The organism is Nocardia sp. NPDC059229 (genome assembly GCF_042754165.1).
Lineage (GTDB): Bacteria > Actinomycetota > Actinomycetes > Mycobacteriales > Mycobacteriaceae > Nocardia.
The window spans coordinates 556949-577569 of the sequence record NZ_JBHZAK010000002.1 but is presented as its reverse complement, the minus strand read 5'-3'; the positions used below and the strand labels follow the sequence as shown (position 1 = coordinate 577569).

Annotated in this window: 25 protein-coding genes and 1 pseudogene; 10 read left to right on the top strand and 16 right to left on the bottom strand. The window is 69.2% G+C overall.

Annotated features, from left to right (window positions below):
• Positions 1–41: 41 nt before the first annotated feature.
• Both ACFXHE_RS09045 and ACFXHE_RS09040 read left to right on the top strand, forming a co-directional pair.
• Positions 42–1187 carry an acyl-CoA dehydrogenase family protein gene (locus tag ACFXHE_RS09045; protein ID WP_379381376.1) on the top strand — a complete coding sequence of 382 codons (1146 nt, stop codon included), beginning with the start codon at positions 42–44 and terminating at the stop codon, positions 1185–1187.
• Entirely contained in the window at positions 1171–1836 is a 666-nt protein-coding gene (locus ACFXHE_RS09040) for a TetR/AcrR family transcriptional regulator (protein WP_379381375.1), read from the top strand. The genes ACFXHE_RS09045 and ACFXHE_RS09040 overlap by 17 nt, the downstream gene beginning before the upstream one ends.
• Positions 1837–1857: 21 nt before the next feature.
• On the opposite strand, the gene ACFXHE_RS09035 is transcribed toward ACFXHE_RS09040, so the two are convergent.
• Positions 1858–2895: a saccharopine dehydrogenase family protein gene (locus ACFXHE_RS09035; protein WP_379381374.1), complete on the bottom strand. Its 1038-nt coding sequence runs from the start codon at positions 2893–2895 to the stop codon at positions 1858–1860.
• 149 nt (positions 2896–3044) lie between these two features.
• On the opposite strand from ACFXHE_RS09035, the gene ACFXHE_RS09030 reads away from it, so the two are divergent.
• Positions 3045–3914: an AraC family transcriptional regulator gene (locus ACFXHE_RS09030; RefSeq protein ID WP_379381373.1), complete on the top strand. Its 870-nt coding sequence runs from the start codon at positions 3045–3047 to the stop codon at positions 3912–3914.
• Here the strand turns inward: ACFXHE_RS09030 and ACFXHE_RS09025 are convergent.
• Positions 3911–4822, bottom strand: a complete 912-nt coding sequence (locus ACFXHE_RS09025) for an NADP-dependent oxidoreductase (protein WP_379381372.1) — start codon at positions 4820–4822, stop codon at positions 3911–3913. The two genes, ACFXHE_RS09030 and ACFXHE_RS09025, sit on opposite strands and share 4 nt — an antisense overlap.
• 274 nt (positions 4823–5096) lie before the next feature.
• On the opposite strand from ACFXHE_RS09025, the gene ACFXHE_RS09020 reads away from it, so the two are divergent.
• Together ACFXHE_RS09020 and ACFXHE_RS09015 are read left to right on the top strand one after the other, a co-directional pair.
• Entirely contained in the window at positions 5097–5507 is a 411-nt protein-coding gene (locus ACFXHE_RS09020) for a winged helix-turn-helix transcriptional regulator (protein WP_379381371.1), read from the top strand.
• Between the two features lie 22 nt (positions 5508–5529).
• Positions 5530–6366 carry an LLM class F420-dependent oxidoreductase gene (locus ACFXHE_RS09015; protein WP_379381370.1) on the top strand — a complete coding sequence of 279 codons (837 nt, stop codon included), beginning with the start codon at positions 5530–5532 and terminating at the stop codon, positions 6364–6366.
• 60 nt (positions 6367–6426) lie between these two features.
• Here ACFXHE_RS09015 and ACFXHE_RS09010 read toward each other — a convergent pair whose 3' ends face one another.
• Positions 6427–7005: a YdeI family protein gene (locus ACFXHE_RS09010; protein ID WP_379381369.1), complete on the bottom strand. Its 579-nt coding sequence runs from the start codon at positions 7003–7005 to the stop codon at positions 6427–6429.
• Positions 7006–7082: 77 nt separating this feature from the next.
• On the opposite strand from ACFXHE_RS09010, the gene ACFXHE_RS09005 reads away from it, so the two are divergent.
• Positions 7083–8321 carry a serine hydrolase domain-containing protein gene (locus ACFXHE_RS09005; protein WP_379381367.1) on the top strand — a complete coding sequence of 413 codons (1239 nt, stop codon included), beginning with the start codon at positions 7083–7085 and terminating at the stop codon, positions 8319–8321.
• Between the two features lie 636 nt (positions 8322–8957).
• Positions 8958–9515, top strand: a complete 558-nt coding sequence (locus ACFXHE_RS09000; protein ID WP_379381365.1) for a TetR/AcrR family transcriptional regulator — start codon at positions 8958–8960, stop codon at positions 9513–9515.
• 9 nt (positions 9516–9524) lie between these two features.
• Here the strand turns inward: ACFXHE_RS09000 and ACFXHE_RS08995 are convergent, their stop codons facing one another.
• From ACFXHE_RS08995 to ACFXHE_RS08985, 3 genes and pseudogenes are all read right to left on the bottom strand, one after another.
• A complete protein-coding gene (locus ACFXHE_RS08995; protein ID WP_379381363.1) occupies positions 9525–10466 on the bottom strand; it encodes an SDR family NAD(P)-dependent oxidoreductase in 942 nt (313 codons plus the stop codon).
• A 19-nt stretch (positions 10467–10485) separates the two neighbouring features.
• Positions 10486–11292: an enoyl-CoA hydratase/isomerase family protein gene (locus tag ACFXHE_RS08990; protein ID WP_379381409.1), complete on the bottom strand. Its 807-nt coding sequence runs from the start codon at positions 11290–11292 to the stop codon at positions 10486–10488.
• Between the two features lie 75 nt (positions 11293–11367).
• Positions 11368–11811 (bottom strand): annotated as a pseudogene (locus tag ACFXHE_RS08985) (LLM class flavin-dependent oxidoreductase); the annotation flags it as partial.
• A 254-nt stretch (positions 11812–12065) separates the two neighbouring features.
• Here ACFXHE_RS08985 and ACFXHE_RS08980 point away from each other — a divergent pair.
• Complete coding sequence (locus tag ACFXHE_RS08980) at positions 12066–12359, top strand: hypothetical protein (protein ID WP_379381361.1); 294 nt, start codon at positions 12066–12068, stop codon at positions 12357–12359.
• Here the strand turns inward: ACFXHE_RS08980 and ACFXHE_RS08975 are convergent.
• The 10 genes from ACFXHE_RS08975 to ACFXHE_RS08930 all read right to left on the bottom strand — a co-directional run bounded on the left by ACFXHE_RS08975 (position 12356) and on the right by ACFXHE_RS08930 (position 18570).
• Complete coding sequence (locus ACFXHE_RS08975) at positions 12356–12652, bottom strand: YbaB/EbfC family DNA-binding protein (protein ID WP_379381359.1); 297 nt, start codon at positions 12650–12652, stop codon at positions 12356–12358. The genes ACFXHE_RS08980 and ACFXHE_RS08975 overlap by 4 nt on opposite strands.
• Positions 12649–12987 carry a hypothetical protein gene (locus tag ACFXHE_RS08970; RefSeq protein WP_379381357.1) on the bottom strand — a complete coding sequence of 113 codons (339 nt, stop codon included), beginning with the start codon at positions 12985–12987 and terminating at the stop codon, positions 12649–12651. The genes ACFXHE_RS08975 and ACFXHE_RS08970 overlap by 4 nt, the downstream gene beginning before the upstream one ends.
• Positions 12984–13370 carry a hypothetical protein gene (locus tag ACFXHE_RS08965; RefSeq protein ID WP_379381355.1) on the bottom strand — a complete coding sequence of 129 codons (387 nt, stop codon included), beginning with the start codon at positions 13368–13370 and terminating at the stop codon, positions 12984–12986. Before ACFXHE_RS08965 ends, ACFXHE_RS08970 begins: the two co-directional genes overlap by 4 nt.
• Complete coding sequence (locus ACFXHE_RS08960) at positions 13367–13981, bottom strand: hypothetical protein (protein WP_379381353.1); 615 nt, start codon at positions 13979–13981, stop codon at positions 13367–13369. Before ACFXHE_RS08960 ends, ACFXHE_RS08965 begins: the two co-directional genes overlap by 4 nt.
• A 29-nt stretch (positions 13982–14010) precedes the next feature.
• Positions 14011–14352 carry a hypothetical protein gene (locus ACFXHE_RS08955; protein WP_379381351.1) on the bottom strand — a complete coding sequence of 114 codons (342 nt, stop codon included), beginning with the start codon at positions 14350–14352 and terminating at the stop codon, positions 14011–14013.
• A 204-nt stretch (positions 14353–14556) separates the two neighbouring features.
• Positions 14557–15621 (bottom strand): DNA polymerase domain-containing protein, encoded by a 1065-nt coding sequence (locus ACFXHE_RS08950; RefSeq protein ID WP_379381349.1) that lies wholly within the window; start codon positions 15619–15621, stop codon positions 14557–14559.
• The gene (locus tag ACFXHE_RS08945) at positions 15618–16718 is read right to left on the bottom strand and encodes an ATP-dependent DNA ligase (protein ID WP_379381348.1); all 1101 of its coding nucleotides are present in this window, start codon (positions 16716–16718) and stop codon (positions 15618–15620) included. Before ACFXHE_RS08945 ends, ACFXHE_RS08950 begins: the two co-directional genes overlap by 4 nt.
• 51 nt (positions 16719–16769) lie before the next feature.
• Positions 16770–17165 carry a cold-shock protein gene (locus ACFXHE_RS08940; protein WP_040863830.1) on the bottom strand — a complete coding sequence of 132 codons (396 nt, stop codon included), beginning with the start codon at positions 17163–17165 and terminating at the stop codon, positions 16770–16772.
• Between the two features lie 43 nt (positions 17166–17208).
• Complete coding sequence (locus ACFXHE_RS08935; protein ID WP_379381345.1) at positions 17209–18312, bottom strand: SPFH domain-containing protein; 1104 nt, start codon at positions 18310–18312, stop codon at positions 17209–17211.
• A 36-nt stretch (positions 18313–18348) separates the two neighbouring features.
• Positions 18349–18570 carry a hypothetical protein gene (locus tag ACFXHE_RS08930; protein ID WP_364611276.1) on the bottom strand — a complete coding sequence of 74 codons (222 nt, stop codon included), beginning with the start codon at positions 18568–18570 and terminating at the stop codon, positions 18349–18351.
• A 159-nt stretch (positions 18571–18729) separates the two neighbouring features.
• Between ACFXHE_RS08930 and ACFXHE_RS08925 the strand changes: the two genes are divergently transcribed.
• Together ACFXHE_RS08925 and ACFXHE_RS08920 are read left to right on the top strand one after the other, a co-directional pair.
• Complete coding sequence (locus tag ACFXHE_RS08925; RefSeq protein ID WP_379381343.1) at positions 18730–18903, top strand: hypothetical protein; 174 nt, start codon at positions 18730–18732, stop codon at positions 18901–18903.
• Between the two features lie 89 nt (positions 18904–18992).
• Positions 18993–20570 carry a DHA2 family efflux MFS transporter permease subunit gene (locus tag ACFXHE_RS08920; protein ID WP_379381341.1) on the top strand — a complete coding sequence of 526 codons (1578 nt, stop codon included), beginning with the start codon at positions 18993–18995 and terminating at the stop codon, positions 20568–20570.
• Positions 20571–20621: the final 51 nt, after the last annotated feature.

Here is a 20621-nt window from a genome sequence, read left to right as displayed (position 1 = left end):
GCGCTCAGGCGCACCCTTTTCAGGCAAGCGAGGAACGGACGATGGCACGCCCCGCATGGAGCGACGACGAGGTCGAGGCGGTACGAGGATTGGCGACCACCTTCTTCGAGAAGGAGGTGATTCCGCACGAGGAGAAGTTCATCGCCCAGGGGCACCCCGACCGCGCGCTCTACAACCGCGCCGGTGAACTGGGCCTGCTGTGCGCGGCCATCCCGTCCGAATTCGGTGGTGGCGGTGGCACTTTCGCCCACGAGGCGGCGATCATCGAGGCCCAGGCGCACTGCGGTGACGGTTCACTGGGCATGTCGGTGCACTCCTCGATCATCGCGCCCTACCTTCACGAGTTCGGGTCCGAGGAACTCAAGAAGCGGGTGCTGCCGAAGGCGGCCAGTGGTGAGATGGTGCTCTCGATCGGCATGACCGAACCGGGGACCGGCTCGGATCTGCAGAACATCAAGACCCGCGCGGTGCGTGAGGGCGACGAGTACGTCATCACCGGCTCGAAGATCTTCATCTCCAACGGGTGGCTGTGTGACGGCATCATCATCGCCTGCAAGACCGACCCCGCCCTGGGCGCGGCCGGTGTCTCGCTGATCTTTGCCGAAGTGGGCGACGACACTCCGGGTTTCACCCGCGGCCGCATCCTGTCCAAGATCGGCGGCAAGGCGCAGGACACCGCCGAGCTGTTCTTCGCCGGCCTGCGGGTGCCGGTGTCGAACCTGCTGGGCCCGGCCGAGGGCCAGGGCTTCTATCAGATGATGCAGATGCTGGCCCAGGAACGCCTGGTCACCGCCATCATGGCGGTGGCGATGACGGAGAAGGCGGTCGAGCTGACCGTCGACTACACCAAGGGCCGCGAGGCGTTCGGCAAGCCGCTGTTCGCCATGCAGAACACCCGTTTCGAGCTGGCGGAGTGCGCGACCATCGCCAAGGTCGGGCGCGTGTTCCTCGACGACTGCATCACCAAGCATCTGCGTGGTGAGCTGGACATCCCCACCGCGGCCATGTCGAAATACTGGTTGACCGACCAACTCGGTAATGTGGTGGATCGCTGCCTGCAGTTCTTCGGCGGCTATGGATACATGACCGAATACCCGATTTCCCAGCTGTACACCGGCGCTCGGGTCCTGCGAATCCTCGCGGGAGCCAACGAGGTGATGAAGGATCTCATTGCCCGCTCACTCTGATATCGATATCGAGCCGCCCGCGTCCGAGGACGCGGGGGACGCGCCATCGCGCCGTCGCCGGCTCGAACCCGACGAACGCCGGGCGCAGATCCTGTCCTGCGCCATCGACATGTTCGGCGAACGCCCCTACGCGGCCGTGTCCACCGCCGAGCTGGCCCAGCGGGCCGGGGTGGCGCGCGGGCTGATCAATCACTACTTCGGCAACAAGCGGGACCTGTATCTCGCGGTGGTGCGGCGGATGGTGACGCTGCCGCGGCCGGAGAAGATGATCGTGCCCGCCGGGACCACCCGGGAGCGGGTGGACGCCAGCGTCTCGTGGCTGCTGGACACCATCGGTGAGCACGGCAGTACCTGGGTCAAGGTCACCGGGCACGAAGGCGTCGGCGACGACCCCGAGGTGCAGCGCATCCTCGACGAGGCCGACTATGCCGCGGCCGACCGCATGGTCCAGATGATGGGGCTGAGCGAGTCGCTGCACTCGGCCGAATTGCGGGCGCTGGTGCGCTGTTACGGCGGGCTGGTGAAGGCGGCCGGGCGTGAGTGGATCGTGCGCGGCAGCCTGAGCCGCGAGCAGGTGCACCACCTGCTCGCGGACGCGCTGCTCACGCTGGTCAGCGACACCTTCCCGAAGGTCGACGCCGGGCGCTGATTCCCGTGTGGGGCACGGCGTTCAGACGGCGGCGAGCTCCTCGACCTGCCAGGTCACCCCGGTGGTGGCGAGGTGGTCGAGGAAGCTCGCGGCGTCGAAGGCCTGTGCCGGGGCGAGGGTTCCGGCCGGGGCGCCGTCGGCGACCAGCCGGCGCGCGGCCTCCACGGCGATGACCGCGGTGGAGGCGTAGGCGTTGAACCCGGTCACCCAACCGCGGGCGCGGCGGCCGTCCCCGCCGGTGGCCTCGGCGAGCATGAACCAGCGGGCTGCGTCGAGCGCGGCCGCGTCGGGGACTTCCGGAAGGGTTTCGGCGACTTCGGAATTCAGGCTCGCGAACAGCTCGCCGACCTCGCTGCGGATCACCCCGCGCACGCGGGGCGTCTCGAGATGACGGGGGATGGTGTAGACGCCCGGCAGCGCGAGAGTACTCATGGGCACTGGCTCGGCCTCGCCCGGTTCGAGCAGGGTGGATTCCGGTTCCTGCACCGATTGCCAGCCGCCGTCGCGATATTCGATCTGCTCGGCGACCATGATGGCGGCCATCGAGCGTGCGGTGCCCCGGGATGCGGCGCCGGGGCGGCGCAGGTCGGCGATGACCACCTCGGTGATCGGCGCACCGAGGCGGGCAGCGGTGAGCGAGGCGATGAGATCACCGGGTACACCGTCGTCGGTGACGGCCGGAACGACCGTGACCCCGGCCTGTTTCGCGGGTTCGTCGTAGGTGGTGAGGATCTTGTGCAGGTAGGCGGGTTCGCCGGTGGTGTCGAGGTAGGGGCGGCGCGCGGCGATCGCGGCCCGTACCACCGGTTCGCCCCAAAGGGTGAAGGGTCCGGCGGTATTGACGACCGCGTCGGTTCCGGCGAATGCGGCGGTGAGGGCCGCGGTGTCGTCGAGGTGGGCGGCGTGGATCTCGGCGTCGGGAATGGCGGCCTGGTCGGCGATGCGGCGCAGGCGGTCCGGGTCGCGGCCGACCAGGACCGGGGTGAGGTCGCGGCGGACGAGCTCGGCCACGACGAGGGAACCGGTGAAACCGCTGGCGCCGTGCACGGCAATACGCATGGGAGACAACTCCATCGAGTGAAGGGACGCGAACCGGGAATCGGCTCGCGCTTCACGCTATGGAGTCCGGTCCGGACGATCCATGCCCGAAACTCCGGCCCTGATATCCGATCGTCCGGGTGGGCCGACGCTGCCGGTACGGTGGGGTGGTGGACATTCTCAGCGACGCGGTCGCCGCGATGCGGCTGGGCACCCCGCACTCCAACCGGACCGTCAAGCACGCGCCCTGGCGCACGCACTTCCCGGCACAGGGCAACAGCGCCGGATTCCATGTGGTGCTGCAGGGTTCATGCTGGCTGCTGCCCGACGGCGGGGAACCGGTACACCTGCAGGTCGGTGACGTGGTGTTCATGCCGCGCAGCCACGGCCACGCCATCACCGACAGTCCCCAACCCGGACGTACCGGGGGTGACACCGGCGCGCAGACCGTATTACTGTGCGGCGCCTATTCTCTCGACGACTCGCGCCCGCACCCCGCGCTGGCGGAACTACCTGATGTGATCCATCTGCCCGCCCGCGTCGGCCACCACAGCCCGCTGCGCGCCGCCATCGATCTGCTCGGCCACGAGCTCGACACCCAGGACGGGTCCGGGGCCATCGCGCCGCTGCTGGAGATGCTGCTGCTGTTCATGCTGCGCGCCTGGCACGACGCCCACCCCAGCGGCACCGGATGGGTTGCGGCACTGCGGGATCCGGCCGTACACACCGCCCTGCAGGCCATTCACGCCGAGCCGGGCGCGCCGTGGACGGTGCAGTCCCTCGCGGCCCGTGCCGGGGTGTCGCGCTCGGTGTTCGCGCAACGCTTCACCGCCACCCTCGGCACCGGGCCGCTGACCTACCTGACCTGGTGGCGCATGACCTGCGCGGCGCGGCTGCTGCGCGAGTCCGACGCCCTGCTGCGGGTGGTCGCGGAAAAGTCCGGCTACACCTCCGAATACGCGTTCGCCAAAGCATTCAAACGCGAATTCGGGGTGGCGCCCGGACAATTCCGCGCCCAGGGCCGACCCGAAGCCGCCTAGGGGAGCAGCACCAGCCGCCCGCGCAGGCCGCCCTTCTCGAAGCGGGCGTGCGCGGCGGCGGCCTCGGCGAGCGGGAAGGTCTCCGCGACCCGCAGCGTGAGCGTGCCCGCCTCGACCAGGTCCACCAGTTCGGCCAGGCGGCGGCCGTCGGGGGCCTGCTGCACCGTCGTCACCGTGATCCCGCGCTCGGCGGGCGGGGTCACCGGCGGCAGCAACGCCACGAACGCGCCGCCGTCACGCACCAGCGGCAGCAGCGACGCACCCACCAGCGCGGCATCGATGACGGCGTCGACGCTGCCCGCGCCCACACGCTGCGCCAGATCCTCACCGCGCGTAGCGAATTCGCTGGCACCGAGTGACTTCACCAGGTCTTCGTCCCCGGGCCCGGCCACGGCGATCACCGTCGCGTCCCGTGCCGCGGCCAACTGCACCGCGTATCCGCCGACACCGCCGGCCGCGCCGGTCACCAGCACTCGGGCTCCGGGGGCCGCCGCCACGGCCAGGTCCGCGGTGATCGCATTGAGCGGCAGGGTCGCCGCGGCGGTCAGATCGACGCCGGTCGGGGCGGCGGCGACCAGCTCGGCCGCGATCGTCACGTACTCGGTGTAGGCGCCGTCGAAGGTGGCCAGCCACGGAATCAGCCCGACCACCGGCCGCCCCGGCTCGGCGTCGGCCACACCCGGCCCGGCGGCCTCGATCCAGCCGGAGAATTCGACGCCGGGCACGTAGTGGTCGCGCTCGGGCAGCAGCGCGGCGAACGCCCCGGCCCGCGCCCCGATATCGACCGGATTGACCGGGGCGGCAGCGATTTTCACCAGCACCTCACCCGGTCCCGGGACCGGTACGGGGGTGTCGATCAGGTCGAGGACCTCCGGACCGCCGAAACGGGAGAAAGCAACAGCACGCATGGGAATGCTCCTGTGACTGCGAAGGAATGAAGGTCCACCGGTGGAACGCCGCCGCGCCGGGTGACCGGCGGTGCGGGGCGTGCTTTCACCGTAGGTCGGCGCCCGGGCGCCCGGCCAGTAGGCACCGAAAAGTACCCAGGTCACCGGTGAGAGTGCGGATCGCGTCCCGAACCGGTCCCTTCGGGCGGGAATGCGCACGCCACCGCGTCGGCTGTATCTGCACAGCCAGTTGTCGATCCGGGCTCGCGGCCGGGCCCGCACCAGGGGAGTGACGATGCCGACCACCACCGCCGCGCAACGCCGGGAACAGGCGAAAGTCGAGTACAACGCTTACCTCGCCGCCTGCCCCACCAATCAGATGCTCGACACCATCGGCGACAAGTGGACCTGCCTGATCCTGGCCGCGCTCGGCGCGGGACCGCGCCGCTACGGCGAGATCGGCGCGACCGTGGCCGCGGTCAGCAACAAGATGCTCACCCAGACCCTGCGCACCCTCGAACGCGACGGCCTGGTGGCACGGCGCATGACCGCGCAGGTACCGGTGCGCGTGGACTATTCGCTGACCCCGCTCGGGCAGAGCCTGCTGGTGATCGTGACCCGGCTGCACCAGTGGGCCGAGGGCCACATGGACGAGGTGCTCGCCGCGCGCGCCGAATTCGACAGCGCCGCCGGGAATGCGTCGTGATCTTGATGTGTTGGCCGCTGGTATGGCATTCGACTACCTGGGCAAGTTCGGTGCATGGCAGTTCTACACGCAGTTCACCCCCGAAGCGGTGCGTGAACTCGAAGACCTCGGCTACGGCGCGGTCTGGCTGGGCGGATCGCCGCCGGCCGACTGGGACGGTTACGAGAAACTGCTCGCCGGATCCGAATCGATCGTCGTGGCCACCAGCATCGTCAATGTGTGGGGCTCCACCGCCGAGGCGGCCGCGGACACCTATCTGCGGCTGGAGGAGAAATTCCCCGGCCGGTTCCTGCTCGGCATCGGCGTCGGTCACCCCGAGCACACCGGCACCTACACCAAACCCTATGACGCGCTGGTGAACTACCTCGACATCCTCGACGCCCGCGGCGTCCCGCAGCAGGGCCGCGCACTGGCCGCGCTGGGCCCGCGGGTGGCGAAACTCGCGCGCGACCGCAGCGCCGGCGCCCTGCCGTATCTGACCGTGCCCGAGCACACCGCCGAGCTGCGCGGCATCCTGGGCCCCGACAAGCTGCTGGTCAGCGAGCACAAGGTGGTTCTCGACGAGGACACCGCGCGGGCCCGGGTCATCGGCCGCGAGAAGGCCGGGTTCTATCTGGGCCTGGTCAACTACGTGAACAACCTGCGCCGCTTCGGTTTCGACGAGACCGACCTGACCCAGCCCGGCAGCGACCGGTTCGTGGACGCGGTCGTCGCGCACGGGAGCGCCGCCCAGATCGCCGACCGGCTCGCCGAACACGTGCACGCCGGTGCGAACCATGTCGCGCCGCAGGTCGTCGGCGGGGACTATCTCGAGGTGCTGCGCACCCTCGCGCCGCTGCTGGCCGAACGACTGAACTGAACCCGGCACGAACCGATTCCGGGTACCCGATACGGCCCGGGCATCCGGAATCGGTGGGTTTCAGTGTGATTCGAGGCTCGCGAGCGCCTTGTCGAGGCGGGAAGCGCGGGTTTTCGCGGTTCTCGCCCGCAGCAGCTCCAGCACGATCGCATACTGGCCGGTCCGGTCCAAGGCGTCGAACACCTGCCGGGCGCGGGGCCGATCGGCCAGCGCGGCAGCCAGATCCGGCGGCACCGTGAAGTTCGCCTGCGACGGGTAGGCCGCGGCCCACCGCCCGTCCGCGCGGGCCGCTTCGACCTCGGCGAGTCCGGGCGCGCGCATGCGCCCGGCGGCGGTGAGTCGGGCGACCTTGTCGACATTGACCTGCGACCAGTGGCTGTGCGGGCGGCGCGGCACATACTTCTGCAGGTAGTAGTCAGCGTCGAAGGTTTTGCGCTGCCCGGAGATCCAGCCCCAGCACAGCCCGACATCGACCGCCTCGTCCTCGGTGAGCGTGGCGATACCCGAGCCCTTCTTGGCCAGGCGGATCCAAACCCCTTCCGGGCGTGCGTGATTGGCTTCGAGCCAGGTGTCGAAGGCGGCGGCGTCGGGGAAGGTCACCGGATCCATGACCGTCACTGTGGCAGACGGCACCGACATCCGAACTCTCCACCACGCCGGAAAATTGTCCCAGACACATCTTGTCGGGGTGGTCGCCGCGCCGCTACCGTGGATCGATGACGACCTCGAGCTCCGCCGCCGCTGCCGGACTGCCCACCGGGGTGCACGGCACCGCCGAACCCCGATTCGACTCCGCCATCAAGACTTTCGCCCGCGTCTTCGCCGGCCGCCGCGGCAACGGCGGCGCACTGGCGGTGTATCAGCACGGCGAACCGGTCGTCGATGTCTGGGCCGGCGCCGCCGACGCCCACGGCACCCCCTGGACCGCCGACACCGGCGCCATGGTCTACTCCGCCTCCAAGGGTGTCTCCGCGACCGTGCTGGCGCGGCTGGCCGACCGCGGCCTGCTCGACTACGGCGCGCCCGTCGCCGAATACTGGCCCGAGTTCGCCGCCAACGGCAAGGCCCGCATCACCGTCACCGAACTGCTCAGCCACCGCGCCGGCCTGTCGGCGCTGCCCGCCGCCACCCCCGGCGAGGTCCTCGACCACGAACTCATGGAAGCGCGCCTGGCCGCCGCGAAACCCGATGACCTGCTGGGCACACCGATCTACCACGCCCTCACCATCGGCTGGCTCATGAGCGGGCTGGCCCGCGCCCTCACCGGCCGCGACATGACCCAGCTCTACCGCAGCGAGGTCGCCGACCCCCTCGGCGTCGACGGCATCCACCTGGGCCGCCCGCCCGCCGGGTCCCGCACCCGGCCCGCCCACCTCGTCGGCTCCCTGAAAACCCTTGCCGAACACAGCATTCCGGCCCCGGTCGCCGCCGCCGTCCCGCGCCTGCCCCGCCTGCTGCGCGCCCCGCTCTCGTCGATCTACGTGCCCGGCCTGGAATCCATCTTCCGCGGCGACGACCCCGCCATCCTCGACACCGCCCTGCCCGCCGGCAACGCCGTGTGCACCGCAACGGCATTGGCGAAAATGTACAGCGCCCTGGCGTGTGACGGATACGTCGGCGGCCGCCCCTACCTGTCCACCCCGACCGTCCGTGAACTCGAACGCATCCGCACCTACCGCCTCGACCACAGCCTGCTGGTCCCGTTCTGGCACCTGGGCTATCACAGCCTCCCCGCCGCGCGGGCACCCCGCGGCTACGGCCACGTCGGGGCCTTCGGCTCCACCGGCTGGACCGACCCCCGCTCCGGCATCTCCGTCGGCTTCGTCCACAACCGCATGTCCCTGACCTGGAGCCCCCTCGACCAAACCCTCGTCGTGGCCCTGCTCCACCTCATCCTGTGCGCCGCCCGCGAACCCGCCCTCGCCATCCAGCAGCCCACCGCCGGCGCCGCCTGAGCAGGCTGCGACGCGAAAAGTCCTACGACACAACATCATCAGCGGTCGGATCGTGTCCGCGACCGGAATCCCGGCCGCCCCGCGTCCCTGTCCCTCGGGCGGTGTCACCGCCGGGCGTCAGTGGTTTCGGTGCGAGGCCTCGGCCCAGGCGGCCAGCAGTTGCGGCAAGGGGATCACCTCGGTTCGTCATCGATGTGCACACCGATCACCCTGCAGCGCAGGAACTTCTCGATGGCGGTAGTGCCCCCGACGAGCTGACGCTGCGGGTCGGCGAAGCCGAAAAGGCTTGGCGTGTCATGCTGATTCACCCATACCGTGTCGGCGTCGACGCGTTCGGCAATCGAGGTCGGGTAATCGGTATCGCGACTCCACGCCGAGGCGGTGTGAGGGTCGTTCGAGCAGGTGCAGGACGGTTTCCAGGTCGCCGTAAGCCACTCATTACGTAACGGCGTGCTACATAACTATTCTAGGGCGCTCGGCGGTCCGAACAGTTCATATCTGCGAGGTTGCCGACCTCTGCACCCCGGTCGCTGCCAGATTCTGGCTCGGAGAAACGTAGCGTGATTACATGGAACTATGAGCGAAGCAGCGGGGCCGAGGATGGGCCGTCCACGGGACGAATCGAAGGACCAGGCCGTGCTGGTGGCGGCTCGTCGCCTGCTGGCCGAGGTCGGTTACCAACAGACGACGATCGCGGCGATCTCACGGCAGTCGGGTGTGAATACGCCGGCGATCTACCGTCGCTGGCCGACTCGGGAGGCCTTGATCGAGGAGGCCGTGCACGGCCCCGGCGGGCATCCGCTGCCGATGGAGACCGGTGACCTGCGCGAGGATCTGAAGACCTGGGTCCAGACCTTCCTGGCCCGCGCAGCGCGCCCCGCTGCGCGCGCGGGCTTCCCGGGGCTGTTGGCCGACACCCAGACCGAACAGGCACGGGCTCGATTGACCGCCCTGGGTGCGCCTGTGCGACAAGCATTTTCGGACTTGATCGACCATGCCGTGCAGCGCGGCGACATCAGCGCCGATGTCGACACCGGGTTTCTGTTCGATCTCCTGGCCGATTCCACGTCGATGCGCGGGCTGCGACGCGGGCTCGATGATGCCGACGCCTACGTCGAAACCCTCGGCGGCGCACTCTATGTGGTCGCGGCACGACACAGCGAGGTCGCCGGCGCGAAGACGGCACGCAGGTGAGGGGTGAGGTCACGGCCGGTGTGCGGTGAGCTGTTCGGACAACTCCCACAGCGCGCCGGCGGTGTCGAGATCGGTGGCGTGGGCACTGGCGTGCGCCGGCGCGCAGTCGGCGAGGTAAGCGCCGTTGAGTTCGGGCAGTCGGGCGTCGGTCGCCGCCCAGACCGTGGTTGCGGCCGCTGCGGGCACCGATTTGAGGGTGCGCAGCAGGCCGGGGTCGCGGCTCGACAGCCGGCGCATCTCGGTGAAGTCCGCGCGGGACATGTGCCGGGCCAGGTTGGTGGCGCACACCCCTGGATGCACGGCGAAGGCGTGGACGTCCCCGGTCAGCCGCGTGGCCAGTTCGACGGTCATCAGGATGTTGGCCGATTTGGACTGGCCGTAGGAGGCGAATTTGTCGTAGCTGCGTCGACGGAAGTTCAGGTCACCCAGGTCGGCCGGGTACCGGTGATGGGCGTCGGAGGAGACCGTGACGATGCGGCTGGGGTGACCCGTGTGCTGGGCACCGGCCGACAGCGCGGCGCGCAGGCCGGTTGTCAGGACGAAGTGGCCGAGATGGTTGATCCCCAACTGCAGCTCGAACCCGTCGGTGGTGTGCCCGAACGGCGTGTACATCACCGCCGCGTTGTTGATCAGGATGTTCAGCCGCTGTCGACGGGCAGTGAGCAGGTGTGCAGCCGCCCGTACGCTGCCGAGGTCGGCCAGATCGAGGTGGACCGCCTCGAGCACGGCGTGCGGATGCCGGTCACGGATCCGTTCACGCAGCACGGTGGCGGCTGCGATGTCCCGCACCGCCAGGATCACCTCGGCGCCGGCCGCGGCCAGTGACCGCGCGGTCTCGGCACCGAGCCCGCTGGTGGCGCCGGTCACCAGTGCGACGTGGCCGGTGAGGTCGATGCCTGCGAGGACGTCGTCGGTCACCGTCGCCGCGCCGAATCTGTTGGTGTTTCCCATCGCTGGTGGGCCTCTTCTCTTACTCGGCGTGGTCGTGGGTCGCAGGTCCCGCCGGGGCCCATCGGGGAGCGCGGCGCTCGAGGTGGGCGCGCACCCCCTCGCGGGCATCCGGGGTTCCCATGAGCTGGCGGTGGACCGCAGTCTCGCGGGCGGCCACGGCGTCGGGGGTATCGGAGTTGCGGGCGGCGTCCCACAGCAGCCGCTTGCTCGACGCCGCCGACCGGGGCGCCACGTTGGTCGCGATGTCGGAGGCGATGTCCATCGCTGTCGCCAACACCTCGTTCGCGGGTACACATCGGGAGGCCAGTCCCAGGCTGACGGCCTCGGTGCCGTCGAATGTCCGACCAGTCAGCAGGAGATCGGCTGCCACGGCGATCCCGCCGATGCGAGGCAGGGTCCAGTGCGCCATCATGTCCGGGATCACCCCGCGGCGTACCTGGGGGATCGCGTATTTCCCCTCCGCCGCCATCACACGGATGTCGGCCTGCAGAGCGAGGGTGAGCCCGATGCCGATGGCGTGCCCGTTCACCGCAGCGATCACCGGTGTGCCGAGATCGAATGCCGGCGGGGTGATCGGCGAGGCGGAGAAGCCCGGATCATCGGGGGCAGCGAAGGTTTGCGTGCCCGCCGACAGGTCGGCCCCGGCGCAGAACGCGGGCGGTGTGCCGGTCAGCACGATCACCCGCACCGTCTGATCCTCGTCCAACCGGCGGTAGGCCCGGCCCAGTGCCCGCCCCATCGGCCCGTCGAAAGCGTTGCGCTTGCCGGGACGATCGAGCGTCACCAGCCCGACACCGTCGACGACCTCGACTCGCACCCCGCTCATGCGGCGCTTTCCTTGACCGCGCGGGCCAGGTCCGCGATGTGCTGACCGCTGGGGGAATAGCCGGGGAATCGGCCCGGGATCGAATGTGGGCGTCATCAGCGTGTGGCGGGTGAACTCGCCCTCGAACCGCAGCGGTGCACCGTACTGCCAGGTGCCGAGGATCGCCTTGATCGCCGCCACCGTCTCTCGCATCCGCGCCGCCGGACGCGACCAGTGACCCCCGTACCGGTTTTCGATGTGGGACCGAACCTGAGACCCCAGACCGAGCCGAAACCGCCCCTTCGTGATCGACTGCATGTCGTAGGCCAGATGCGCCAGATGCAAGGGACTGCGAGGCAACGCGACCGCGATATTGGTCAAGAAGTCCAGTTCGGCAACCCGCGCCGCGAGCGCCAGCGGCAGAAAAACATCGTGCGCGCCCTCGAAGCTGAACAACCCGTCGACACCGAGCGCAGCGTTCTCGACGGCTGCCTGCTCGGAGTCCTCGGGCCGGCAATCCAACTGCACGTCGATCTTCATTCGACGATCACCTGCGCCATTTACATACCACCTAGACACGTTAATTCCACGAGATCGGGCACGGACCGTGCGGAGTGCGGAAGGCCACGCACGAGCCTGGCCACCAGCCTCGACGTATGCCGCACTCGAACAGAACCCTCGCCTTATTGTTACGTTACATGACATTACGTAAATCGGGGATCTTCGGCAGTACCCGAAGCAGGCCCCGGTGGTGGGGGTCGGTTTGTCGGTGACCAGACCTATCGTTTGGGCGCATGACCGATATCGCTCCTCTAGCCTCCGCCGCGCGGGCGGTGTTCGGCGACCCGGGTGTGCACGCCGTCGTGCGGTCCGGGCGCACCGTGCACGCGGTCAGCCTCGGGCATTGGGTCGAGGGCGAGGAGGTTCCGGAGCTGTTGTGCCACACCGGTGTTGCCGGGTGGTCGCCGACTGCGCTGGAACCGACCCGGGCGGAGGTGAGCTGTGCCTGGTGTCTGCGCAAGATCGGCGGATCGGTCGCTTCGTCGCGTCAGCTTGCGCTGTTCGGGGACGGCAGCCAGGACGGCTAGGTGAGGATGTCGCTGAGGTGGGCCAGGAGTTCGGCGCGGTGGCGGGCGGCGGCGGTGGTGGCTGCGGTGATGGTGGCCAGGATGGCGGCGGCAGCCTGGTCGGGTGGGTGGGCGGTGATGGACTCGGCCAGTGTCAGGGCGGTCAGGGTGCCGTCGCCGGCGACCTCGGCGGTGATGGTGCCGTGCAGGCCGGTGGCGTGGCCGGTGACCCGGGCCAGGCCGTCGGCGGCGAGGGTGAGCGCTTCGAGTTGGTCGCCGACCTGGGCGATGAGGGCTTGCATGTCGGCGCTCACCGGGCACGCACCCAGCTGTGCGGGGTGGTGTCGGCGCTGGGGGCGTCCAGGCGGGCGAGTTCGGCGGCGACGGTGTGGGGGTCGGGCAGCCCGAGGCGGTCCAGGAGTACGTCGGCCAGGCCGAAGGCGGCCAGGGCCTCGCGGCGGCGGGCGCGGGCCAGCAGGGTGCAGCGCTGGGCCAGGCGCACGATCTCGGCGGCCAGTGCGGCGGCACCGCGGCCGTATTCGGCGGCCTCGAAACGGAGTTCGATGATCTGGCCGGCGTCGGTGGCGGTCACGGTGATGGTGCGGTTGCTGCTGGTGGTGGTGAACACCGGAACGTCAGGGTCGGTCATGGCTGAGCCTTGATCTGGATCGTGAGAGTCACCGAATACTCGGCGGCGGAATGCTTTTCGATCTCGTGGTAGGTGGTGTGCGTATCGATGCGCGCGGTGCCCGCCGCGGTGGTGGTGTCGGCCCCGAGTACCGGATCGGTGGCCGCCAGTGGGCCCTGCAGGGCCGCGGCGTGCTCGGGATCGCCCCACAGGGTGGTCCGGTGGCCGGGCCGCGCGGTCGGCAGCTCGTCCCAGCTGTGATCGCGGATATCGCCGGTGACCTCGAATTCCTCGGTCTCGGGCGGGTCAGCGTCGGGGCCGGGCGTGGGCACCGGCACCCGGGTGCCGGACGGGGGCACGATCGCTCCGCCCGCGAAGCCGGGCAGGTCGCCGAACAAATTCATGAGATCGTGCCCGCCTGTCCGTCGCGCTGTGTGGTGATGTCGTTGCCGATGGGCAGGCCGGTGGGCACGGTGACCCCGGCCTGGTCGATGCTGGTGATCCGGGCCGTGAGGGTGTCCATGTGGCCGTCGGCGGCCTCGGCCACGCTCACGCCGTCGCGCACGTAGTCCGCGGCCAGGCTCACCACCGAGTCCAGATCCGCTTGCGAGCGTGCGGCTTTCACCAGCGGCGTGGCCTGGGCCCGGAAATCGGCGATGAGGGCGTCCAGGTCGGCGGCGGCCTTGTCGCGGGTGGCGTAGGCCGAAGTCACCAGCGGCGCAAGGGTTTCCGCTACGTCGGCCAGGGCGCCCACCTCGTCGCCTGTTCGCTTCAGGACCGCCACCGCCGCCGCTGCGGTCCCGGTGGACGCCAGCGGCGTGATCCCGCCGCGATGGGCGTCCACAGCAGCGCGCACGGTGTCCGGCACCGCCACCAGCGCCGCCGACGCCGTCCCGCCGGGGCGGGTCCCGTCGCCCAGAGCCGCGCGCAGCTTCACCAGCGGCGCGACCAAGGCCGTGACCAGAGCGGGTTCCGCCACCGCCGTGAGGTCTCCGCCCTGAATGCCGGTCTGCATATCGGTTGTCCCCTGATCCGCTGACGGGCCTACGCCTGGATCTCATCGGTGCCGGGGACGGTGCCCGCAATCCTGGCCGCGGACTCGGTGTCCACCCCGCCGAGCACCGTCCCCCACGTGGTGATGGCCTGGCCGTAGGCGCCGGTGAGCGCCGACGCGGTCTGCAGGTGGCCGCCGTGGGTGGTCCAGGCCGCCGCCCAGGCCGCGGCGAACCCGTTGCCGAGGGTCCCCAGCCCGGACAGGTCCATACCGGCCACGGCGTGCGCGTGATCCTTCGCGGTGCCCAGCAGTGCCGCGGCATCACCGGCCGCACGCACGTACGCGGCGGCGGCCGGGTGGTCCCACGCCACGCGTTCGATATTGCTGTCCATCGAATGCCCCTGCCTGTCGGTGGTGTGTCGGAAACTGTTCGGACAGCACGACATTCCAGATATAGCCCGAGTCGTCGGCGTTGTCGCCGATGACGGTAACGCCACAACTCGCCGTCCGCCACCAAGAGACATCTCACAACCGCACAGCCCCCGGCGAGTGCGGCTCGTCGGGGGCTGTGCGGTGAGAGTGCTACCGGCACACCGCTATTCGGCGGTGTCCTTGCGGGCCTTGCTCGGCTGCACGCGCGGCGGCTCGTTGGGCATCTTCGGATAGACCGGCGGCCAGGGCGCGTCCATCAGGCCCGCGGCCATGTCCTTCTCCGACATCTCCAGCAGCGGTTCCAGGGTCTGGGGGACACGATCGGCCCACGGGTCACCCAGTTCGGCGACCCGGGCCGGGACCGTCGCGATGGTCAGTTCGTCGGGGACGATCGCCTCCAGCGCCTCCCACGAAATCGGGGTGGACACCTGCGCGCCGACCTTCGGGCGGACACACCAGGCACCGAAAACCGTTTTGTGCGGAGCATTCTGGTTGAAATCCACGAACACCCGCGAACCGCGCTCTTCCTTCCACCAGGCGGCTGTGATGCGGTCCGGGTGGCGGCGCTCGAGCTCGCGGGCCAGCGCGACCGCCGCGGCACGGACCTGATAGCCGTCCCACTCCGGTTGCAGCAGCGCATACAGGTGCAGACCGCGCGAGCCGGAGGTCTTCACGCGCACATCGATACCCAGTTCGGTGCACAGCTCGCGGGTGGCGAAGGCGGCCGCACGCAGATCGTCGAAACCGATACCGGGGGAGGGGTCCAGATCGATACGCAACTCATCGGTCACACCGGTCGGCGGCAGGACAGTGCCGGCCGCGTCCATGACCGGCGGAAACGTGGAGGCGGCCTCGGCGCCGGCATGGGTGGGCCAGACGTGGAAACCCAGGCAGCCCAGGTTCACCGCCCACACGATGTGCGCCATATCGACAGCGACCAGCGCGTCGCTGGTGGTCCCGTTCGGCGTCGACACCACCGTGGTCTGCAACCAGTCCGGCACCGACTTCGGCACCCGCTTCTGGAACCAGGACTTCCCCGAGGCCCCATCCGGATACCGTTCCAGCAGCACCGGCCGCCCGCCGATGGTCCGCATGATCGGATCGGCAACGGCCAGATAGTAATTCACCAGATCCAGCTTGGTTTCCCCACGCTTGGAGAAGTACACCTTGCCCGGATTGGAGACGCCGACCGTATGCCCGGCCACCTCGAGCTCCACCGAATCGCTCACCGCGCAGTCCCTTTCGCGTTCCTCGCGTCGGCGAAGATGTCGGCCAGCTCGGCGGGGGCCACCTCGTCGAGCTGGGCGTAGGTACACGATTCGGGGGTGCGGTCGGTGCGGAACCGCACCAGCCGGCCACCGTGGCGCAGCCGGCCCGCCATCACGTGCTCGTAGCGCACCTCGGCCACCAGCTCCGGGCGCAGCGCCTCCCACGACAGATCCTTGCCGCCGGTCCAGCGGCTCACCCCGCCCGGCATCTTCCCGTCCGCCTTGGCCTGCGCCGCCGCATCGGCCCACGACCGCCACGGATGCTGCTCGAGCGCGTTCTCGCGCAACGGTTCCAGCTCACCCACCAGCTCCTTGCGCCGCGCCGCGGTGAAACTCGACGCCACCCCGACGTGATGCAGATTCCCCTCGTCGTCGAACAACCCCAGCAGCAGCGACCCCACCCCCTGCCCGTCCTTGTGCCAGCGGAACCCGGCCACCACACAGTCGGCGGTCCGCTCATGCTTGATCTTGAGCATCACCCGCTTGTCCTGCAGGTACGGCAGATCCGCCGCCTTGGCCATCACCCCGTCGAACCCCGCGCCCTCGAACCGGGTGAACCAGTCCGCCGCCACCTGCGGGTCCTCGGTCATCGGCGTCAGATGCGTGCCCGGGGCCTGCCCGTCGAGCACGGTTTCCAGCATCCGCCGCCGCTCGGCGAAGGGCCGATCGGTCAGATCCTGCTCGCCCAGCGCCAGCAGGTCGAAGCCGACAAAGCTGGCCGGTGTCTCCACCGCCAGCTTCTTCACCCGCGAGGCCGCCGGATGCAGCCGGTTCTGCAGCGTGTCGAAATCCAGGCCGTTCTCGGTGACGACCACGATCTCCCCGTCCACCACGCACTTGTCCGGCAGCGCCCGACCCAGTAGTTCCACCAGTTCGGGGAAGTACCGGGTCAGGGGCCGGTCGTTGCGGGAACCCAGTTCGATCTCGTCGCCGTCGCGGAAGACGATGCAGCGGAAGCCGTCCCATTTCGGTTCGAACAGCAACCCCGGGTCACGGGGCAGCTCCGAGACCGATTTGGCCAGCATCGGTTTGACCGGTGGCATGACAGGCAGTTGCACACGACCTCCTCGGTTCGCGGTGGACCCGAGACCGATCGTAATGCGAACCGGTCAGTTCTCGATCCACCCGTGCTGATCGGCGAAGGCGGTGAGCCGGTCGCGGATGGTGATGATCTCCGCCGCGGTCAGCTGCGGCGAGGCATCCAGCAGCAACTCGGTGATCAGCCGGCGATGCTCGGCCGCACTCATCTGCCCCGACCCGCGATGATCCTTGCCCTTGGCGTGCCGCACCGGGGCCGACTGCCCCGGCACCACCGCCAGGTTGATCGCCTTGGGACCCCGATCACCCTCGGTCACATCGAATTCGAACACCCGCCCCTGGCGCAACTCGTCCTCGTCCAGCCCGATGTCGTTGACGTGCACGAACACATCCGGACCACCGTCTTCCGGACGGATGAATCCGAAACCCCGAGAACTGTCGAACGACACCAATTTCCCGATGGACACCTAAACACCCGCTCCTCGTCGCCGCGTCCCTCTGGCGGTCACTCTAGTCCGCGGGCTGATCATTGTTGGAGGAAAGTGCCTTTTGCAACGAATTGAAGACCGTCAGCCCCTGGCCCACCATGCCGTTCACGATCTCCGAGACCCCATCGGGACCGTTGAGCACGGTCAGGTTCGCCTTCGACAAGCCCACCGACGCCTGCTTGACGATCTCGGGCAACTGCTCGATCAGCAGCTGATCCAGCGCGATCCGGTTGTTCGACGCCGCCGCCTCGGCCTGGATGCGCGTGCGATCGGCCTCGGCCTCGGCCAGGATCCGCACCCGATCCGCCTCTGCCCGAGCCGGTTTCACCACCTCGGCCTGCAACTGCTGCTCGCGCAGCTCGGCCTGCTTGCGCGCCTGCTCGGCCTGCGCGGACAGCACCTCCTGCAGCGCGGTGGCCTGCGCGAGCGGACCCGCCTGCGCCGCTTCGGCATTGGCCTTGTCGATATCGCGCTGATACTGCGCCTTGAGGATCGCGGTCTCGCGCTGATACTCGGCCTGCTTGCGCTGGGACTCCTGCTCGGCCTGCGCCGCCAGCTGCGCGGCCGCGGCCTGCGCGATCTGCGCGTCACGCTTGACCGCGGCATTGTGCGGGGCGGCCAGGGCCGCGATGTAGCCGAGGTTGCCGTCGTCGATGTGCTGGATCTGGAACGAGTCCACCCACAGCCCGATATTGCTCATCTCCACCTTGGAGGCCACCAGCACCTCGTCGGCCAGTTTCTGGCGCTCGCGGATGATCTCCTCCACCGTCATCGAGCCCACGATCGAGCGCAGATGCCCGGAGAAGATGCGCCCGGTCAGCACGCTCATCTCGCGCTCCTGCTCGGACAGGAACCGTTGTGCCGCATTGACGATCGACTGCGTGTCGTTGGCGACCTTGAACGCGATCACCGCCCGCACGTCGAGCTGGATGGCCTGCTTGGTGACGCAGCGTTCGCCGATCTCGGCCTCGAACATGGCCAGCGACAGATACCGCACCTTGCGGAACAACGGCACCACCCACGCGCCGTGCCCGATGATCACCCGAAACGGTGCGTTGTCCTTGCCGGCGCGGCCGCCGCTGACCAGCATCGCCTGGTCCGGCGCCGGAACGTGGTACCCGAGCATCGCTGTCTCCTCTATTCGTGGAAAGAAGTTCTCGATCTATCGATCGCCCGGAAGGGGAATCCACGCAACAACATCGACGATGCGCCCCGGATGCACGGCCACGACGAGCACGGTCGCGCCGGCCGGCAACGGCTCCTCGGCGCGGGCGATGTAGAGCTCGGTTCCCCCTCGAATAGCGACCTGCACCTCACCGAGGAGTCCCTTGCCCCGGATCGGCGAGGTCAGCGTACCGGTCAGGCCCACTACCGGGTCGGTCATCGCGAATGAACTCCTCGACTGGATCGCTCGAGAACGCCAGCGTACGCGCGCCGAGGGGCCCGGCCGGGGCGCCCGGGAGATCGCCGGACATTTGCTACCGCTCGGTATGATCGGGTGATCCGGCTCCCGGCGACCATCGCGCTGCAGAGAGGACCCCTCGTGAGCACCGCTCGCATCCCCGTCGATCCCACCGATTCCGAGGGCAGAAGCGATGTGCGCGAACCGGATCCGGGTGACCCCTCCGAGTTCGAGATGCGGGCCGCGGCCGCCGCCGACGCGGCCGCGGAGAACTTCTACGACAATGACGCCGGCTGGCCGCCGCCGCCGGAATGAGACGTGATGACGATGCTGCCCGGATGCCGCCGAAACGCCGATATCAATATGTGCTGGTTTCGTAACCGACCGGCTGGCAGGCTGAACCGGTGACCACCCCTCCGGATACCGTGGCGGCCGATTCCGCCGACGACAAACTGGACATCGGCGTCTTCAAAATCGCCGGTGTCGTGGTGCTCGGCGCCATCATGTCGATCCTCGACGTGACCGTCGTGACCGTAGCGATCCCCACCTTCCAGCACGACTTCGACACCACCTACGCCATCGCCGCCTGGTCGATGACCGGCTACACCCTCGCCCTGGCGACCGTCATCCCGCTCACCGGCTGGGCCGCCGACCGCTTCGGCACCAAACGCCTCTACATGATGGCGCTGGTGTTCTTCGTGCTCGGCTCGGTACTGTGCTCGACGGCCTGGAACATCGAGTCCCTCATCGCCTTCCGCGTCATCCAGGGCCTGGGCGGCGGCATGCTCATGCCGCTGGGCATGACGATCATGACCCACGCCGCTGGCCCGCAGCGCATCGGCCGCGTCATGGCCGTGCTGGGCGTGCCGATGCTGCTGGGCCCGATCGGCGGCCCGATCCTGGGCGGCTGGCTGATCGAATCCTTCAGCTGGCACTGGATCTTCTTGATCAACCTGCCCATCGGCATCATCGCGCTGATCCTGGCGTTCGTCGTCTTCCCGCGCGACAACCCCGAACCCTCGCAGAGCTTCGACTTCCTGGGCATGCTGCTGGCCTCACCCGGTCTGGCCGCCTTCCTCTACGGCGTGTCCTCGATCCCCGGCGAGGGCACCGTCAAATCGGCCAAGGTGCTCATCCCCGCGATCGTCGGCCTGGCGCTGCTGATCGGGTTCGTCTTCCACGCCCTGCGCACCGAGCACCCGCTGATCGAACTGCGGCTGTTCAAGAACAGGTCGCTGCGCTTCGCGGTGATGACCATGACCCTGTTCGCCATGGCGTTCTTCGGCTCCGGTCTGCTGCTGCCGTCGTATCTGCAGCAGGTGCGCGGGGAATCGACCCTGGCCGCCGGTCTGCTCATCGCCCCGCAGGGCCTGGGCGCCATGCTCACCATGCCGATCGCGGGCCGGCTGGTCGACAAGATCGGGCCCGGCAAGATCGTGCTCACCGGTATCACCGTCATGGCGGTGTCCATGGCGTTCCTGACCCAGGTCAAGGCCGACACCCCGTATGCGCTGCTGTGCGGGGTGCTGTTCGTGATGGGTCTGGGCATGGGCTGCACCATGATGCCGACCATGACCGCCGCCATCCAGACGCTGACCCACAGTGAGGTCGCGCGCGGGTCGACGCTGATGAACATCGTCAACCAGACCGCCGGATCCATCGGCACCGCAACCATTTCCGTGGTGCTGACCAGCCTGCTCAACCGGGGCGACACCCTGGGCGACAAGGGCGTGCAGCTGCCCCCGGGCGCCCCCGACCCGTCGCTGGCCAACGCGGCCATCGGGTCGCGCTACAACGGCCAGCTCGCGCAGCTGCCGCACACCCTGCTCGGCGAGGGCTTCGACCTCGCCGCGCGCGCCTTCGCCCACACCTTCGTGGTGGCGCTGTGCCTGCTGGCGGCCACCTTGATTCCGGCGTTCTTCCTGCCTCGCGCCAAATCGGCCGTACCAGCCGCGGCCGACGTGCCCGCCGTGGTGCACTGACCCGAAAACCCGTGTGGCCCATCCGGAAACGCTTCCGGGTGGGACACACGG